General features: G+C 50.3%; 11 protein-coding genes. 4 read left to right on the top strand and 7 right to left on the bottom strand.

What is annotated here, in order from left to right; translation table 11 throughout:
• Positions 1-26: 26 nt before the first annotated feature.
• The 3 genes from PJDR2_RS05950 (at position 27) to PJDR2_RS05940 (ending at position 3,973) form a co-directional block, all read left to right on the top strand.
• Positions 27-2,171, top strand: coding sequence for a heavy metal translocating P-type ATPase (locus tag PJDR2_RS05950; RefSeq protein ID WP_015842755.1), 2,145 nt, complete (start codon positions 27-29; stop codon positions 2,169-2,171).
• Between the two features lie 127 nt (positions 2,172-2,298).
• Positions 2,299-3,396 carry a hypothetical protein gene (locus tag PJDR2_RS05945; protein WP_015842754.1) on the top strand — a complete coding sequence of 366 codons (1,098 nt, stop codon included), beginning with the start codon at positions 2,299-2,301 and terminating at the stop codon, positions 3,394-3,396.
• Positions 3,397-3,418: 22 nt separating this feature from the next.
• Complete coding sequence (locus PJDR2_RS05940; protein WP_015842753.1) at positions 3,419-3,973, top strand: PspA/IM30 family protein; 555 nt, start codon at positions 3,419-3,421, stop codon at positions 3,971-3,973.
• A 44-nt stretch (positions 3,974-4,017) separates the two neighbouring features.
• Here PJDR2_RS05940 and PJDR2_RS05935 read toward each other — a convergent pair whose 3' ends face one another.
• The 6 genes from PJDR2_RS05935 to PJDR2_RS05910 form a co-directional block, all read right to left on the bottom strand.
• Positions 4,018-4,881, bottom strand: coding sequence for an RNA ligase family protein (locus PJDR2_RS05935; RefSeq protein WP_015842752.1), 864 nt, complete (start codon positions 4,879-4,881; stop codon positions 4,018-4,020).
• 97 nt (positions 4,882-4,978) lie between these two features.
• A complete protein-coding gene (locus PJDR2_RS05930) occupies positions 4,979-5,203 on the bottom strand; it encodes an alpha/beta-type small acid-soluble spore protein (protein ID WP_015842751.1) in 225 nt (74 codons plus the stop codon).
• Positions 5,204-5,282: 79 nt separating this feature from the next.
• Complete coding sequence (locus PJDR2_RS05925) at positions 5,283-11,150, bottom strand: glycosyl hydrolase 115 family protein (protein ID WP_015842750.1); 5,868 nt, start codon at positions 11,148-11,150, stop codon at positions 5,283-5,285.
• A 105-nt stretch (positions 11,151-11,255) separates the two neighbouring features.
• Positions 11,256-15,725: a family 43 glycosylhydrolase gene (locus tag PJDR2_RS05920; RefSeq protein WP_015842749.1), complete on the bottom strand. Its 4,470-nt coding sequence runs from the start codon at positions 15,723-15,725 to the stop codon at positions 11,256-11,258.
• Between the two features lie 306 nt (positions 15,726-16,031).
• A complete protein-coding gene (locus tag PJDR2_RS05915; protein ID WP_015842748.1) occupies positions 16,032-16,826 on the bottom strand; it encodes a TrmH family RNA methyltransferase in 795 nt (264 codons plus the stop codon).
• An 8-nt stretch (positions 16,827-16,834) separates the two neighbouring features.
• Entirely contained in the window at positions 16,835-17,500 is a 666-nt protein-coding gene (locus tag PJDR2_RS05910) for a potassium channel family protein (RefSeq protein ID WP_015842747.1), read from the bottom strand.
• Positions 17,501-17,655: 155 nt separating this feature from the next.
• On the opposite strand from PJDR2_RS05910, the gene sspI reads away from it, so the two are divergent.
• Positions 17,656-17,883, top strand: coding sequence for a small acid-soluble spore protein SspI (gene sspI / locus PJDR2_RS05905; protein WP_015842746.1), 228 nt, complete (start codon positions 17,656-17,658; stop codon positions 17,881-17,883).
• Here the strand turns inward: sspI and PJDR2_RS05900 are convergent.
• Positions 17,880-19,079, bottom strand: coding sequence for an alpha-D-ribose 1-methylphosphonate 5-triphosphate diphosphatase (locus PJDR2_RS05900; protein ID WP_015842745.1), 1,200 nt, complete (start codon positions 19,077-19,079; stop codon positions 17,880-17,882). The genes sspI and PJDR2_RS05900 overlap by 4 nt on opposite strands.
• Between the last annotated feature and the right edge of the window lie 106 nt (positions 19,080-19,185).

The raw sequence follows: 19,185 nt of genomic DNA, 5'->3' as shown, positions 1-19,185 counted from the left end.
TCATATAACGAAAGAAGGAAGTTCCTATGAATGAATATCGCATTAAAGGACTGTCCTGCGCCGGTTGCGCGCAAAGAATCGAAGATGAAATAAAACAGCTCGATCACGGTGAAGATGCTTCTCTTAGCTATAACTCTGGGAAATTAAAGGTTCGTCCGGATATAGCAATGCCCGAGGTTAATCGAATCCTAAAGTCAGATGGGGCATATATCTCCGAGCAGCTTAACAAGCAAGCGGAAAGTCACGATCACAAACACGATGGTCATAGTCATGGTGAACATGCTCATGATCATGAGCATGAGCACGAGCATGGCAACGGAAACAAAATGTTAAAGCTCCTTATTGCCTCCGGTATCATTTATGTTGCGGCAATCTTATTGGATGGCGTTTTGCCGAATTGGACCGTTATTATCCTTTATTTAATGGCCACCGTTATTAGCGGTTACACGACTTTTTTCCGCGGATTAAAAAACCTGACCAAGCTCAAGTTTAATATTGATACGCTTATGACCATCGCATTAGCTGGCGCGGTTGCGATTGGCGAGTGGAAAGAAGCTACCTTAGTTGCGATCCTGTTTGGCTTAAACGAACTTCTTGAAGGCTACGGCATGGAAAAAGCCCGTCGTTCAATGGAAACCTTGCTGCAAGTGGCCCCTAAGGAAGCCATAAGGCTGGAGAATGGTCAAGAAAGCATTGTCCCTATTTCCTCCCTGCGCGTTGGAGATCTCGTGAAAATCAAGCCCGGCGAAAAAATCCCGTCTGATGGCGTTGTATTAGAAGGGAAAAGCTCCGTTAACGAAGCTGCTATAACAGGCGAGTCCCTCCCGATCGAGAAGGAGACCGGTGAACCTGTTTTTGGCGGAAGTATCAACAACGAAGGCTTGCTAATCGTTAAGATCGAAAAGGCCTATAACGATTCGTCTTTGGCCAAGATTCTTCACCTCGTTCAAGAAGCGCAGGAAACGAAAACACCTACGGAGTTGTTCATTAATAAATTTGCCAAATACTATACGCCTCTTATAATGATTGTTGCGGCGCTGGTAACCGTGGTCCCTCCTCTTTTCTTTCAGGGCAGTTGGATCACCTGGCTTTATCAGGGACTGTCCGTTCTAATCGTTGGTTGTCCATGCGCGCTAATCCTATCCTCGCCGATTGCCATCGTGTCCGGCATTACGCGTAACGCGAAAAACGGTATTCTCGTTAAAGGCGGCGTTTTCCTGGAGCAGCTTGGAAAAATCGATACTCTTGCTTTTGACAAAACCGGTACGTTAACGAAAGGCGAGCCGCATGTCGCGCAATTAGAGATTTATGATGAAGAACGTTTTCTGACAGTAGCCGGCGCCATCGAGAAGTCCTCTTCTCATCCGTTGGCAAAAGCAATCATGAAGGAATTGGCCGATAGAAACATCGCAGCGCCCGACCCGGATGAAATAGAAACCATTACAGGCCGCGGGATAAAAGCCAAAGTAAATGGCGTGTCTTATTGGTTGGGGAACGAAAAAAGTATTGCGCACCTTACGATACCTGAACCAATTCAAAGTCAGATCAATCTCTTCAAAGAAGAAGGGTTAACGCTTGTTTTGGTAGCCGACGAGCTTCAAGTGCTTGGGATGTTCGGAATTGCCGATGAGATCCGTCAAGAGAGCAAAACGGTCATTGCCTCCCTGCACAGATTAGGGATTAGGAATACCGTCATGCTTACCGGGGATCATCAGAAAACGGCAGAGAAGGTAGCTTCAGCGGTTGGCGTCACAAATTTCTATGGAGGCTTGCTGCCGGAAGACAAAGTCAATCACATCAAGGAGCTCTCTTCAAAGGGAATTGTGGCCATGATCGGTGATGGCATTAACGATGCTCCCGCTCTTGCCTCCGCGCAGCTCGGTATTGCCATGGGGAAAGGCACGGACAGCGCAATCGAGACGGCCGACATTGTACTGATGCAGGATCATTTAGGCAAGCTGCCGGCTGCTGTTGCAGTCGCCAAGCGGGTTAACCGTATTATTCGTTTCAACATTATCGTGGCCCTTGGGTTAAAAATCATTGCGTTATTGCTGACTATCCCGGGCTGGTTGACCTTATGGATCGCCATTCTCTCGGATATGGGCGCTACCATATTTGTTACGCTTGTCAGCTTGACCGTCCTCATTGAAGGCAGAATAGAAAAAATCTAGCAACGAGGCAGCCCTAATTCCATCACAATTAGGGCTGCCTTTTTGATGCCAAACTTTTGGATGTCTAGAGAATATAAAACCTATATAATGAGTAATGACCCAATAAATTGCATGGAGGTGGGCCTTAATGGGACTTTTTGATTGGATTCGAGAAAGTATTACTGGTCAAAAAATCTGCCCTCCAGAACATCTGGAAAGCTATAAGCGACTCGGAGAGCAGGTGTACGGCTTACACGTTGAGCTTGTGAACAGCGAGATGCCAAGAGCTCTCGCATTTCTGCAGGCTACGCGAAGCATGCAAATGATGGCAGACGCGCTACTGGGAGACGCACTCTTGAGCGAATCAATATCGGTACCCATAATTACTCACAATCAAGCCGATATTTGGTATGGCAAAATTCCCGACTTAATGGTGGCAACAAGGCAAGAGGCGGTTTTCGCAAATGCAGCATCCATCGCGTTGCCAATCCAGCTCGGTCAGCAGGAAGAAGGTCCTTCCCCTTGTCCTGTCGAGCATTTGGCAGGCTTAAGACGTTCGGCAGAAGTAATGGATGAGATGACAGCACAAGCGGTTGAATTAATACGGGATCAAGGTGAAAAATTCAAAGAAGTTATTCTATTGTACGCATCGGCTAAAACACGCAAACAAGCAGGCGATGCGATCGTCGGAAACATTTCGAACGGACGCAAGGTATCGGCAGAGAGCCATGAAGATGCCGAGGAACAATATTGGATGGCGCTTTCGGATTATTTGCTTGTCGCACAGGGGTTAAAGGTCCCTGACCTGGTTAAACGTTCTAATACAGGTTCCTCAAGTCATTTCTTCGTAAATGCTCGTTGCAAATTAGATTCATCTGACATTTGGAAAGTGACTTCGGCAGAAGCAAGAAATGATATTATAGAATCCGGTGAATGGGCACAAGCGGTTGCAGACTTGGAAGAACATTGGTCCGCTTGTATAATAACGCCGCTCGAGCGCGAATATGAGACCACAGCTGAAGAGCTTATAAAACAGGGTCTAATTAAAGAAGACGGATACTGGTATTGCTGTCCCTTCCCTCCGGTCTACCGGGTAACGGGCGATTCGGTTCATGTGCTTGGAAGAGTGCTTCCTAGAGGCCATGTTTTTGTTTATGAATATGGGGATGATGGAGCTTCAGGAAACTTTATTACGGCAGCTTCCTTCCAATCCGGTGTGGATCGGAAATATTGCGAAGATGATTAAACGATTTTGAGGAGGGTATTCGATGGGGATCTTTAGCCGCATGAAGGATCTATTCTTGTCCAGGGTTAACAGCCCTCAAGAAGAGCATCCCGTGCGAATTCTCAACGCTTTTATCGAGTCCTACTCAGAAAAACTGCGCGAACTAACCGTTTCCGTAAATAAATCGGAATCAGAATGGTTGCTTTTAAAAGGAAAATTGAAAACATACCAGGTCAGCTCGTCCATGCATCGGGATAAGGCCGAACAAGCAGCTAAAGAAGGCAATGCCGATAAGGCCAGACATTGGCTCGCGCAGGCCCATTCGCAGAAAGCTTATTCTCAGAAGCTGGAGCCCGAGGTGGAGAGATTAGAGCGGACCACGGAACAATTAAAAGATACATTAGCTCAACTTGAAAACAAACTTCAGACAGCTAAGGACATGCGGCAGCAATTCATTCTTCGTATTGAAGCAGCCCATTCACAATTGAAAATGAATGCAGCATTAAATGAATCGTTCTCTGCTTCCGCAATGGAAAGATTAAAAGAGGAAACTTTTTTAGCTGAAGCTAAGGCCGAACTAATGCGGTCACGTTCGTAATCGACTTATACCGGATGCGAAAAGCCCCTAAGATATCAGCTATCTTAGAGGCTTATTTGTTCCCCGCTGAATCCCACGTATTCGGGGGTCCGAAGCATATGATTTGAGGTCCAGTCACGGAACCTTACGACTACTTTAAGTATGGGCTTTACATAGACAAAATGTTTGTCTTGTCCGGTAACAAGAGATTGAGCCCGTTTGTAAAAAGCTTTCCTGTCATCCGTCGGAATCGTCCATTCGATACAGCCGACTGTTCTTCCTTCATGCTCGATAAGCCACCCGAATTCTTTACGTCTGTAGGCGCAGATGGAAACCTCAAGGTATTGATAGTTAATGACCTTGAGCCAATTTTCGGATCTTTTGCTCACGTACTTAGAGTTCTTTTTCTTTGCTACAATGCCTTCCAGACCTTTATCCTCCATTACTTTGAACAAAGCTCTGCCCTCGTTTTCAATGGACATGGTTATATGATAATAACCGCTTGGTTTAAGAATCCGGGCAAGAATCTCTTTCCGTTTGACAAGAGGCAAGTGCGCCAAGCTTTTTCCGTTCAGATACAAGATATCGAAGACGTAATATTGCACGGGATGAGTTCTGGAAGCATCCTTTATTTTTGTTGCTTTGCCAATCCGGTATCTTTGAATAAGTTCTTCGAAATCATTCGTTCCGTCTTCCCTAAGCCTCACAACTTCCCCGTCAAAAACAACATCCACACCGCTATCAACCGGAACATTGAACAGCTCGGGGTACTGTCTTGCAACTTCATTGTTGTTCCTGGTGTACATCTTCACTTGTCCGTTGATAAAAGAAACGATTAGACGATGACCATTCAATTTGGGTTCAAATAAAAACTCCTCTGAGTTGAAGGGTTCCTCAGCTTTCGTAGGCTGCATAGGCGAGATAAACATAAACATTCCCCTCTCATCTCACCATTATAACATCGTCATTATTTGCTAGCCGATGGTAAGTGATGTGCGAGATGGAGGGGAATTACTGTTTTGCTTACTATCTTCTTGTATTGGAGAATTGTGCTCCGCTTAAAGATTGTTCTGCCATTTGAACAAGGCGTCTCGTAATGTTGCCGCCAATCGTACCCGCTTCGCGAGTCATCAGATTGCCGTTATAACCTTCGGAGAGCGGAATGCCGTGTTCAGTAGCAATTTCGTATTTCATGCGGTTCAAAGCTTCTTTCGCTTGCGGTACAACTAAATTGTTGGATTGGTTAGCCATAATAGTCAACTCCTTCTTGGATGTGAGGTTATTTTGCGGAGTCGCTGGAAATTTATACGTGGGATAAAAACTTTTTCGGCTAACTGCTCCAAGCTATAAAACGCGCAACTATGGCGGACACTTCTGCCCGGGTGACGCTACTTGCGGGTTCCAGAAGATTCCCTGGCTTGCCGTTCAGGATCCCCGAGGCTGCAGCCCAATCCATAGCTTCCCTTGCCCAAGCGGAGATATCGTTGCTGTCCGCAAAGCTTTTGCCGTTGGCGCTGGCGTCAGGTTGTCCGGCGTACCGATACAGAAGAGTGATCAACTGCTCCCGTGTAATGGCAGCTTCAGGGGCGCTGCCGTCACTAATCCCGGCAGTCACAGCCCAGCCTTGCGCCTTTTCGTACCAATTGGAACCGCCTTCGGTCTCCACGCCGTTAAACCGGGCCAATACGGTAAAGAGCATTGCGCGGCTCATGGATGCATTTGGGGTAAAAATCCCTTGCTCCGTTCCAAGGAATAGTTCGCGGCTGGCGGTAAAGGCAATCGCCTCCGCGGCCCAATAGCTGTCCGGCACATCCTTGAAGGTGATCTTATTGTCCATCAGTTTCACCGTCATATCGCCTTTGGCTATGAAGCTCACTCCATCCTTCGTTAGAACGGAATCCCCAATGATTTTCTTGGAGCCGTCTCCTTTGACCATATAGGCCACAGTGGAAGCGGAGGCCTTCTTGGCGGGAATCGTAATCCGCGCCTGCGCCACTCCTTCGGGCAGCTGGACGTTGGCCGTTACTTCCCCAAGAGAAGTCGTCATCGTCGTAACCTTGACCCCGTTAGGCCAAGTGGTCGTCTCCGTTACCGTTCCGGTTGTCTGATCCGTGACGATGGTCGTCGTACTTCCATCCTCGTTTTTAATCGTAGTGCCAGATCCATTGCTGGAACCGCTGTTTCCACCACCGCCGCCAGCGGTATATACCGACACAGTCACTGTGCAAGACGCGGTGTAACTGCCGTCTGCAGTCGTCGCCATAATAACGGCTGTACCTGAGTTGCGGATCGTCACAAGGCCGTTTTCGTCCACCGTAGCTACAGCCGAATTTGACGTGCTCCACGTCACCTTTTTGTTCGCTGCATCAGCAGGCTCCACATTGGCGGTAAGCTGAACGGTCGAGCTTCCATAGTTGGTATACAGCTGGGCGCTGGTCTTTTCCAGGCTCACCCCGGTAACAGGATTCGGCTGAGTATAGCCCGTAACGGTCAGCTCCACATGGGAGCTGGCTTTATGGGTATCCGTCTCCCGGTATCGAACCCAGTAGGTTCCCGGAGACAGATTCGAAATAGCATCCCCCTCTACTGTAGACCACGTCCCTCCATTGTCGGAGGACCATTCCATCGAGGCGTTCACGCCGGTAATGCGCCCATCGTTGGCTCCAGCCGCTGTTTCATTGCCGGCGGCAAGCCCTTCGGGCGTAGCCTTCGCGACTCCGGTAACCATAACTTTGAAGTCGTCAAAGTCGATGGAGGCATTGGCGTAACCGTCGACGCCAAACCGCTGGCCGGTTAGCTCAGTGCCGCCTGTATGGCGGAAGACGAAGTCCGTGGCCACTGGAACCGGATCGTCGTTTATATAAACGGTGTAAGTCTTGGCATCCCAGTTTGCCACCATCTTAATGTCGTACCAGGTATTAAGCGCATAGTTTAGGACGGATTTCTTGGATCCTCCGTTTTGCACCATAATCTTACCCGTATCAAAAGCCGTAACCATCGAATAATTGCTTGTACCGCTGTCGTTCCTCGTCATGGCGCCATTGGCATACTGGAAGTTGGTATTTAATCTTGCGCGATATTCGATAACGATGCGCTGATCCCCCGTAGCCGTCACCTCACCCAGATAAGGCAGGAACAGGTTAGCTTTGCCCGACGTAGCCGTTGTAGTCAGCCGAAGGAACTTATTCCCGTCTTCTTCCTGCACGGTAGCGGCAGCGCCGTTGGTTAGATCTTCTACGTTAAAGCCGTAAGGAACTTCTCCCGCTTCATCTCCGGAAAAATCTCTGTAGGCATTATAGGCCACGCCATCCTGTGTAAGGACGAGAGAATTGGCTAGCGCTGTCTCGGCGACAGTAATAGCATTCAGAGCTTCGTCAGCTTGCTGCTCAGTAGCCGTACCGCTCTTAGCCAAGGCATCCGCCGCGTTCAGCGCATTCATCAAGGAGTCATAGGCAGCTTGACGGTAATGACCAAGAGCATCGCCTAATGGATAAGAAATCCCGGACATCCCGGCGCGCTTTGCGTCCACGGCAGCTTGGAGCCTTTGTCCCGCAGTACTCTCCGTCCGGAGGGAAGGATTCCATAGGGCGTCGGTTGGGGTTTCTCCACTTTTCGTCAGGTAGATGCGATCAATATACAGGCCGTCCTCGCGCATCCATAGGCTGAAGGAGTGCTCGTCCGCTGTCGCGACGTTAACCTTGCCTACGTTTTTCCAATGCCATTTCTCATCCAAATTATTGGTGAAGAAAACATCCGTCGAGAAATTTCCGTTACTTCCATCTAAGCCGCCGCGAATGGAGTCGGAAGCGTTGTCCACATACCTCCAGCGTACCCAGACATTATAAGTTCCCGTATTGCTAAAATCGATTTTATACGTCAATTCCGGACTGTATACAGGGAATTCGGCAGTCTCGGACCACTGTCCGCCCAGGTCGGGAAGGCGCATCGCCATGCCGGTGTCTGATTGCGTGAGACGCCAGGCATTGGGGATCTTTCCTGCAACCTCGACAGCCTTATCACGCTTGGAAACGGTGTAAGCCTTCATGTCATCCGTAATTTGACTTTCGGATTCAAGCTCATGTTCCATGGCGAACTCGGCTTCAATGCCTACCGTACCACCCGATTCAACAAAAGCACCCGCTCCCCAGCCGGCCGGGATGTTTTTCGGTTCCGCTGCTGTTGAGGTCCTGGGCAGAAGATCGGTGCCAGGACTGAACTTCGTATTATATTTATTGTTGTAGCTTTCGTCAGGACCAAGCTCGGTTGGAATGACGCCATCCGGACCGGTATACAGAACCATCTTGTCAATCATCATAAAACTATCCACCATCCACAGCTTGATGGTATGTTTTCCCGCTGTCATAGCGGGCATTTTCACCACATGCTTCTCGATCATATGGAAGAGGTTGCTTACCCAGATCGTGCCTTGCCCCTCATCGGCAGCGGCGGATTCCACGACAATCGGGGATTCGTCGTCCACGGATACGGCAAAGCGTACCTTCCCTTTGGAATTAAGCGTGGGAATCCGGTATATCTCGAGCGGGAACTGTCCTGCGGAAGTTAGGTTGATATCATACTCCAAGCTGGGAGCAGTAGAAGTGATCGCAGCTTCATCCACGGCTCCAAGATCAGGATCGTAAGCACGTACGACATCACCGCCATTCCCACGACCCAGGTCGTGAATGATTTGCCAGGTCTTATTGCCGTTTGCGTTTAAGCGGCTGTAATGCTCCGCTACAATCGAGACGTAACCGTCGGCTTCCGCATATCCTTGAATTTCGGAAAGGGCCAATGCCGGATTCTCAATCGCCACCTGAATGGTCTTGGCCGTGCCCGCTGTCGTATCGGTAATCGTAATCGTTGCTGCTTCGCCTTTGTGGGCTTCCATCTCATCGATTGTAACGGAGAGGCGAGTCTCGTCGCTGATGGCGCCTGCTAAGGAGGAGAGATGTACCCAAGGCTGATCGGCGGCTGCAGTCCAATTGATGCTGCCGGCTCCTTTATTGAAGATATCGATAAATTTACCGTCTTGGTTGTAAGGGGAGAAGACTAACTTAGAATTCTCCTGCGGTAAATTCTCGCCTTGTACAACCACGCCTAGGGACGGTTCCCCCAGCACTAGCGCCGGCGTGCCTGGCGGAAGCTGATTAATGACCGGAGGCGCCGCATTCTCGGGATCAATGAATCCCTTCCACTTGCCGCCCGCCATTGTGCTGTATCGCTCAATTTCCGCTTTCTTCGCCAGATCCGCCTCTTGCGACAGCTTGAGGAACGAATCGGCGGAAGCCATCCTGCCCTGATCGTAAGCCAGATTGCTTCGATCCGCATAATAGTAGGCTTTATTGACATAATACGCCCAGTTTATTTTGGATTGGACCAGCTCATAGAAGCTTAGCCTCTGCTCCTCTGGCAGCGCATTATAAATGGCCGCGGTGCGGTTGAACAAGTCCTGATATACCGCCATGCGCTTCGAAGCTTCATCCCCGTATTGGGTCTGGTTGAAGACGCCAACCTGCATATGCTCAAGCTTGCGAACGTTGGTCTGCTGGTAGAAGGCAGTGAGAATGTCAGCTGCCTCGTCGCTGTGCGTGCTGCCGAACTGTTCGCCAATCCAGTCTTTCAAAAATTGATCCGACTGATTCTTGTATTTCTCTACATCCCATCCGTAACGGATAAAGAAGGTCATCTCCGCTTCCTGCGGCTTAATATCGCCTATATTCAATATCCAAGACTTTCGAATATTATGGTCCCAGGACTTGCTAAGCTCCTCCCCCATTAAGGAAAGAGGGATTGAATTGAGCCACGTATAGCTCTGGTCAGCAGGAGCCCAGTAGGAAACGTGATCGTATAACCCATGTCCGCCTTCGCGAGCGCGTTCTGTAGCATCAGGCATTCTCCGCATGATTCCGTGATTATCGTCGCACCAGATCACGGTCACATTCTCGGGCAGATCAAATTTGGGATGATTATAGATCGGAAGAACTTCCTTGTAAGGGATAAACGCCTGGAACGAATTATCGTATTTTTCCTGACCTAATATCTCCAGAAGCATCTTCTGCTGCTCCCGAACGATCTCATTCATCAGTCCGGCTTTCCGCTCATCCAGATCACCACCCAGGTAATCATAGGCGGGTTCCATCAGATTTTTCACATTGAAAGCTTCATCATGTATGCCCCGCATCCCCAGTGTCCATTGCGCATCGATATCTTTATGGCTTTCAATGCTTTCGCGCCAGTACTGGAGCACGGCATCCTTGCTTACCGTGTAGTCATATTCGATTGTATCCGGATTAATCCCCATCTTCGCGGCATAGTCCTGTTTCCAAGCATCCCACTCGTGCGTGTTCGTCCGCAGGAGCATATCCGGGTGACTGGAACCAAGCACGATGCCGTATTCCTTTACGAGATCAATATTACCCGGTACATTGTTAATCGAATTAACATGCATAGCCGCCCAGATGTAGTTGCCTTTCAATCGTAAAATAAGCTCGAAAATTTTGGCGTATGTTTTGGGCCCCATATTATCCGGGTCTTTAAATACTTCCTTGGCCCAGCGGCCAAGCTTCTCTTCATCATTGAGGAAAACGCCGCGGTACTTCACATCCGGCATATCGGTAACGGAAGTACCGGCAGCTACATATACGGTGCTCTTGGTCTTGATTGCTGCGTCGGCAAAAAAATACCAGGGGCTAACCCCCATACGTTCCGAGAGCTCGTATACGCCAAAAATAGCTCCGCGGGTATCCGAACCTGCTATAACCAGGGTGTTTTCATCCACCACTTTGATTAAGTAGGCCTCCCATTTATCTTTAATTGCGCTTACTTCATCGGCTGTAATTTTCCCTTCGCTCACCAGCGTCTTAATTTCAGCGCTGTCAGCGAATGTGCCCACAATCACGACAGGACCTGAAGGCAGCGCCGATTCGCTGCTTACATTGGCGTCCAGATTGGTGACTCGCTTGATGTCCTCCTTCAAGTCGTTCACCACTCGTCTGACCGGAGCTTCCTCCGCATCATCAACCCAGATGTTCGCTGCCGTTCCGTTAACCGCTACGGGGAAATCGCCAGCTTCTCCCTTTTCCGATACAAGTCCGTCGTCCTCAGGGGAAGGATTACTTGCTGCATAGGCGGGCATCATCCCGGCAAAAAGCGTGATCATGATCATTACGGCGATCACGCGTCTTGTATATCTGATCACTTTAATTCACCTCATTTTCCGTTTTTGTTATCGCTTACATTTTCAGTTAAAATACACTCCCATTTGGACAAAGCCTGAAAATGGGAGTGTAAGGATAAGTTCTTGCTAGATCCGCAAAGCTATAAAACGCGCAACTATGGCCGACACTTCAGCCCGGGAGACATCGCTGCCAGGCTCCAGAAGGTTCCCTGGCTTGCCGTTCAGAATCCCCGTCGCTACAGCCCAATCCATGGCCTCCCTTGCCCAAGCGGAAATCTCGCTGCTGTCCGCGAAGCTTTTGCCGTTGCCGCTGGCGTCAGGTTGTCCGGCGTACCGATACAGAAGAGTGATCAACTGCTCCCGTGTAATGGCAGCTTCAGGGGCGCTGCCGTCACTAATCCCGGCAGTCACAGCCCAGCCTTGCGCCTTTTCGTACCAATTGGAACCGCCTTCGGTCTCCATGCCGTTAAACCGGGCCAATACGGTAAAGAGCATTGCGCGGCTCATGGATGCATTAGGGGTAAAAATCCCTTGCTCCGTTCCAAGGAACAGTTCGCGGCTGGCGGTAAAGGCAATCGCCTCCGCGGCCCAATAGCTGTCCGGCACATCCTTGAAGGTGATCTTATTGTCCATCAGTTTCACCGTCATATCGCCTTTGGCTATGAAGCTCACTCCATCCTTCGTTAGAACGGAGTCCCCAATGATTTTCTTGGAGCCGTCTCCTTTGACCGTATAGGCTACTGTGGAAGCGGAGGCCTTCTTGGCGGGAATCGTAATCCGCGCCTGCGCCACTCCTTCGGGCAGCTGGACGTTGGCCGTTACTTCCCCAAGAGAAGTCGTCATCGTCGTAACCTTGACCCCGTTAGGCCAAGTGGTCGTCTCCGTTACCGTTCCGGTCGTCTGATCGGTGACGATGGTCGTCGTACTTCCATCCTCGTTCTTAATCGTAGTGCCGGATCCGTTGCTAGAACCGCTGTTGTTGCCACCACCGCCGCCGCTAGCGGTATATACCGATACAGTCACCGTACAGGATGCGGTGTAACTGCCGTCTGCGGTTGTCGCCGTAATAACGGCTGTACCCGAGTTGCGGATCGTCACAAGACCGTTTTCGTCCACCGTAGCTACAGCCGAATTTGACGTGCTCCACGTCACGTTTTTGTTCGCAGCATTAGCAGGCTCCACATTGGCGGTAAGCTGAACGGTCGAGCTTCCATAGTTGGTATACAGCTGGACGCTGGTCTTGTCCAGGCTCAGTCCGGTGACGGGATTCGGCTGAGTGTAGCCCGTAACGGTCAGCTCCACATAGGAGCTGGCTTTATGGGTATCCGTCTCCCGGTATCGAACCCAGTAGGTTCCCGGAGACAGATTCGAAATAGCATCCCCCTCTACTGTAGACCACGTCCCTCCATTGTCGGAGGACCATTCCATCGAGGCGTTCACGCCGGTGATGCGCCCATCGTTAGCTCCAGCCGCTGTTTCATTGCCGGCGGCAAGCCCTTCGGGCGCAGCCTTCGCGACTCCGGTAACCATAACTTTGAAGTCGTCAAAGTCGATGGAGGCATTGGCGTAACCGTCGACGCCAAACCGCTGGCCGGTCAGCTTAGTGCCGCCTGTATGGCGGAAGACGAAGTCCGTGGCTACTGGAACCGGATCGTCGTTTATATAGACGGTGTAAGTTTTGGCATCCCAGTTTGCCACCATTTTAATCTTGTACCAGGTATTAAGCGCGTAGTTTAGGACGGATTTCTTGGATCCTCCGTTTTGCACCATAATCTTACCCGTATCAAAAGCCGTAACCATCGAATAATTGCTTGTACCGCTGTCGTTCCTCGTCATGGCGCCATTGGCATACTGGAAGTTGGTATTTAATCTTGCGCGATATTCGATAACGATGCGCTGATCCCCCGTAGCCGTCACCTCACCAAGATAAGGCAGGAACAGATTGGCTTTGCCCGAAGTAGCCGTTGTAGTCAGCCGAAGGAACTTATTCCCGTCTTCTTCCTGCACGGTAGCGGCAGCGCCGTTGGTTAAGTCTTCAACGGTAATCCCGAACGGATACTTGCCCGTCTCATCGCCGGAGAAATCCCGGTAAGCGTTATAGAACACGCCATCCTGCGTACTGCTCAGCGAACCTAACAGATCTGCTTCCAATTGAGCCAGAGAACTCTGTTCCTCGTTGAACTGCTCTTCCGTCAGACTCGCGTCTGTGGCTATTTCCTCCGCATGGCTCAGCTTATCCAGAAGGGCATTATACGCGGATCGGCTATAATTGCCGAGGCCTTCGCCCAGAGGATAGGAGAAATTGTCTATCCTGCTGCGAATTTGATTCACGATTTCGTCAAGGCCCCATCCCGGAATAACCTCCACGGAAACGGCAGCAGGAATACTCTCGCCATTCAGCGTCAAAATGACGGGCACCTGAACATGGCCTATGGAGTTGAAATCAATTCCTTCCAGCTTCCAGCTTGCCTCTGCAGTGCCCTTCTCCCCCTTGTAGTCGACGTCAACAACGCCGGGCAGTCTTGGTGTCATTCCGGAGGGAGTCTTTACTTGAGTAAGAACCTGAGGCAACTCGGACGGATCAGGTGTTACCGTTAAGTTGAAATTTGCTTCCTTGCCATCGTATGCGGCTGTAATCACCGTATCTCCCGGTTGAACGTCATATACCTGACCCGTATCCGTAACCTTAGCCACGTCGGGGTTGCTGCTGGAGTACGATGCACTAGACGTCACATCCTGAACTTCATAGGTGTTGTAGCTCGCATCCAACTGCAATTGCCCTGTCATACCGCTGTTCAGGATGTTGTTCAATCCGCTGATGGCAATAGACTTCACGGACTTAGGCTCAGCGGCAACAACTACCGTAGCCGAGACCGTTTGCCCGTTATATGCCGCGGTGATCGTGGCGCTGCCCGCCTTAAGCCCCTTCATCTCATTCCCATCAATATCCAGAATCTCTTTGTTGGAAGAAGTGAAGGAAACTCCGCTGTTAATAGGGGAATAACTAGTGCCTGTCACCTCATACACGGGTAAACTGCGGCTTTCACCCAAACCAAGCGTATACCCCGGAGTATCGAATAAAATTTCCGATGCCACATTAAGCTTAACGACATCCATACTGTCCATTTCGGCAAGGTTCGTACCCGCACGGAAGCGAATGCTATTGTCGCCTTGCTTCAGATAGACCTTCGCCGTGGAGGCCCCCCAGCGATTGCCGCCGGAATAAACGATGTTCAAATTAGTGCCGGAGCTGCCGTTGACCGACAAGATTTGGGAGGCATCCGCCCCGTTTGATGCGCCGTTAGCATTTCGCGCGGACAGCACGTAAAATCCCGCCTCCGGGACGTTGACTGTAAACTGAGCATAATCGTTGGCATTCTTGATATTGGTGATCTTCTTCCCGCCGGAAGCGGTATTTTCCAGCCTAACGGCGGGAGAGGTTTCGCCGCTCGGATCCTTCACCAATAAAGCGGTCTCCGCTTCATAGCGCTGGCGTACCGGCTCCCCCGAAGGTATGGCAATCGGTTTGTTCGGATCGACCGGTTCTCCGAGGTTCGGCGTTCCGTCTGCATTCCAGGTAAATTTCTGCGCACGGACATTGCGGGTCCACCCGGAGCCTGACCAGCGGGCGGAATGGTAGATAATCCAGTCCTCGCTGCCGTCGGGAGATGTGGTGAGGCTATGGTGACCAGGGCCGTAAACGCCGTTGGCGCTGGAGAAAATCGGCTTGTCCTGTTTTACCCAAGAACTGGGGTTCATCAGATCGTCGCCAATTTGGGCAGTGATTAGTCCAAGGCAGTAGCTGTCTGTCCAGCTGCCGTTTGCGGAATAGACCAGATTGATGGTGTTGCCGCGAATGGTGACCTCGGGGCCTTCATTGATCCGGCCCGGGGATGTTTCCCAATCATGGTCAGGCGTCGATATTAATACCCGATTCGAGCTGATCGTCCGCGGATCGCTCATTTCCGCCATATACAAGTTTTGAAAGCTTCCATCCGTGTCCTCCCAGCCGGACCAGATGAAATAATGTCTATCATTTACCGTCATCACGGTACCGTCGATCGCCCAACGGTCGGTAGAATCGGTAATTTTCCCTTTAAACTCCCAGGTTCCGGTCATCGGATTATCACTGGCATTCTCCAGCACGTACATGCGGTGGTTGGCATTGGTTCCGTCGTCAGCCGCGAAGTAAATGTACCATTTATATTTGCCGTCGGTATCTTTGAGATAGTGCATTTCCGGCGCCCATACATCGGAGCTGTACATAGTCCCCTTAACCGGTGTCCAGGCTAAGCTCCTCTCGCCCGAGTCAATGCCGGTGATAGTCGTGGATCTGCGGATCATAATGCCGCTGGCGTTGACAAAGACGTTGTAGTAATAGCCATCCGTATGCTTGTAAACCCAAGGGTCAGCTCCTACCTGCATAATGACATTATAGAAATCCGACACCTCCGTCCCCCCCGTTGCTGCCGATGTCGATATCGAATCTGTCTGGTCCGGCGTCTGTTCAGCCGCCGCAGCCGCTCCGCTCCATTGCGGCAGCATCAGCAGCACCGCGAGACAAAGCAGCAAATACCTGAATCTTTTCGTGAGCATTTACAATCCTCCCCGGAATCATATCAATAAACAGCCCCAAGCTAAGTCCTATCGGCCAAATAAACCGCTTTCATTTATTCCCTCCCTGCCGTAGTCATTTTTGGCTATTGCCCTCATTCTACCTTTGGCGGAAATCTTACAAAATGTACTATCTTAAATTGTTTTTGGTAATCGTTTTAGAATATAAAGATCGAAGGTAGATTGAAAAGTTTATAAAAAAGAAAAGACTGAAGACATGGTTGGAATAATCGCCAACCAAGCTCCAGTCATTTTTAAGACTGCTATTTCGTTTCATTCCCAAACCTATCAGCTATATTTCCGCTGCCTCACAGCCTCATACAAAAGCACCGTTGCGGCCATCGCGACATTCAGCGACTCCGCTTCGCCCTGCATCGGAATAATAACCGATTCGTCAACCGCCAGCCGTACCGCATCGGACAATCCTTCCGATTCATTGCCCATCAGTAGCCAAGTGCCGGCCGTCCAGTCATATGTATAGCAGGTGTGCGTCGCCTGCAGGCTTGTCCCGACAAGCTTGATTCCTTTGCTTTGCGCCTCGGGCAGCAGTTCCGCGAGATCCGCCTCGATAATCGGCAGATGGAATAACGAGCCCATCGTGGAACGCACCGTCTTCGGATTATACAGATCTACGCTGCCTTTGCCCAGCACAACCGCATCCGCGCCAACCGCATCCGCACTGCGGATAATCGTGCCGACGTTGCCCGGATCGCGCACCCCGTCCAGGACAACTACCAGGCTGTTATTCCGGAACAAAGCGGTATCGTCGCGCTTCAGCTTCTCCAGCACGGCGAACACCGGCGGCGGCGTATCGGTTCCCGTGCATTTCGCCATCACTTGCGTTGTTGCCTGCACCCATTCCGCCCCGCCCTCCCGGGCAAGCTGCTCAAGCTCATGCGGGATGCCGCGCTCCGAATTATACACGACGCATTGCACGGCTGCGGAGGACTTGAATGCTTCTTGCACAAGATGGACGCCTTCAATAATAAAAAGGCCTGTCCGGTCCCGGTATTTTTTATCCAGCAAGGAAGCCCACTGCTTCACCCGTTCATTTTGAATAGAGGTTAATAGTAAATGATTCATAATTCCGATCAGCCTTCCGAATAAGCTATTTCCAAATTGGATAAATCCGCGTTTCTTCCAACGATAACAAGGACATCCTCCGGACGGATCAGATCATCGGCATAAGGGGCGATGTTCATTTGTCCGTTCGTCTTGATCGCCATTACATTGCATTTGAATTTCGCCCGGATATCCAGCTGCTTGAGGCTCTTCCCGATCATCGCTTCCGGCGCCTTCAGATCAATGATACTATGATCCTCCGAGATCTCGATATACTCCAGAATATTAGGGGAAATTAAATGATGAGCGACGCGCATGCCCATATCCCGCTCCGGATAGACCACTTTATCCGCACCGATCTTGGTTAATACTTTGCCGTGCAGTTCGTTTTGCGCTTTGACGACAATCATTTTGACGCCAAGATCCTTCAGGATTAGCGTAGTGAGAATACTTGCCTGAATATCTTCCCCAATGGCCACTACGACAACATCGAAGTTGCGGATGCCAAGCGAACGAAGCGCTTCTTCATCCGTTGAGTCCGCCGATACGGCATGGGTAACTTTATTAATGGCGTCCTGAATACGGTCTTCGCTCGAATCTATGGCCAGCACCTCAAAGCCCATTTCCGTTAGTGAACTGGCGATACTGGAGCCAAACCGCCCCATTCCGATAACTGCAAATTGTTTCTTGGCCATTTCGTTTCATCCTACTCCCTTCAAAGCCTGCAAGATGCGTTTACGACGTTGCCTAATCCTGATTATTATAGCATATCCACCGCGCCCGGATGAAAATCGCCTGATTCGGAAACAGTAATGAAGCACGATTTCATGAAGACTTGGAGGGAATCCGATTGATTAATCTGGATTTGCGTCAAGCCATTATCAACAACGTCAGAAACAACACAAAAGAACAAATGAAGGACGTTATCGAGGACTCCGTCGGCAATGAGGAAAAAACGCTCCCCGGACTTGGCGTATTATTTGAGCTGATCTGGAAAGAGATATCCGCCGAGGAGCAGTCAAAGCTTGTTGATGCCCTGCATGCGAAGCTTCAGCAACTGAAGCCGGCTGCGACCTAACGCACATCCGCAGTATAGACGGTTTTGCCGCCAACAATGGTATGCGTAACCCAAGGATGGCCCTGGTATTGATCAACAAGGATTAAATCTGCAGCTTTACCCGGCGCGATCGCCCCGTATTGATCGGCAATGCCAAGCGCCTGCGCCGGGTAAAGAGTCCCCAAACGAACAGCCGCCGGCAAATCCAGCACTTCCTGCTCTGCAAGCATAAAAATAGCCTTTAATAACGAGGACGGATGATAATCGGAGCAAATAATGGTTGCTTCGCCTTCCTTAATAACATCCAATGCTCGCAGGTTATGATCATGGGATCCTCCTCTCACGAGATTAGGAGCTCCCACGCATACGAATAAACCTGATCTGGCGGCATATTGGGCGGTTTCCATGTTAATCGGAAATTCCGTTACCGAAACGCCAAAGCCCCTCGAACGCTCTACTTGCTCCACCGAATCATCATCGTGGGAAGCAAGCCTGATGCCTTGCTGTCCAGCCAAACGGCTGAGCTCGCGAAGATTCTCCCAATCGATCTGGTTTCTGCGCATAAGCAGCTCTTCAACGATAACCTGTACTTCCTCGATGCCAACCCCTTGATTTTTCATGACATACCGTTCAAAAGATCCCGGCGCCCTGTACTGACCTTGACCCGGGGAATGATCCATAAAGGACAAATAGTCTATCTTCCGATCTTTAATATACTGTTCAACGATTGAATAGCCCGCTAGGTAAGAAACCTCATAACGCAAATGGATCCGGTTGCGGATAACCGAGCGCTCCCTCCGGTACTGGTCAATACATTCAACCATCCCCGTCAACAGATGATCTCCTCGCAAGCTTAAGCCTACGCCAAGCGACAAAGAATGGTACATCGTTGTAATGCCATGAAGCGGCATTTTGCGTTCGAATTCCAGGAACGACATCGCGAGCGGAAATAAAGTGTTGGGCCTTGGCTGCACTTCTTTCTCTATCGCGTCGTTATGAATATCAATTAATCCGGGGAGAATATATCGCCCTGCTGCATCAATCCGATTCATAGCCTCATCTCCGCAGCTATGCTCATACTGCCGAATAGCCTCTTCATCAGTCAGAAGCGCGTCAATGATACCGTCCTTGACGGCGATCGTTGCAGCGACAAGCTGGTCTTCAAGCACAACAATCCCATTACGGATGAGCACGCGGTTCTGCGTTTGAGCAGTCATCAGGCATAACCCCTTTCAGGCTTCTACCCAAAAGATACCATAATTTAACTCCGGCCATAAGAGGGTTTAATCGAAAAAAAGCCGGCGGGATACCCGCCGACCTAGA

The organism is Paenibacillus sp. JDR-2 (assembly GCF_000023585.1).
In the GTDB taxonomy this organism is placed as follows: Bacteria; Bacillota; Bacilli; order Paenibacillales; family Paenibacillaceae; genus Pristimantibacillus.
Note: the sequence above shows the minus strand (reverse complement) of the source record. Positions and strands in the feature narration are given on the sequence as shown.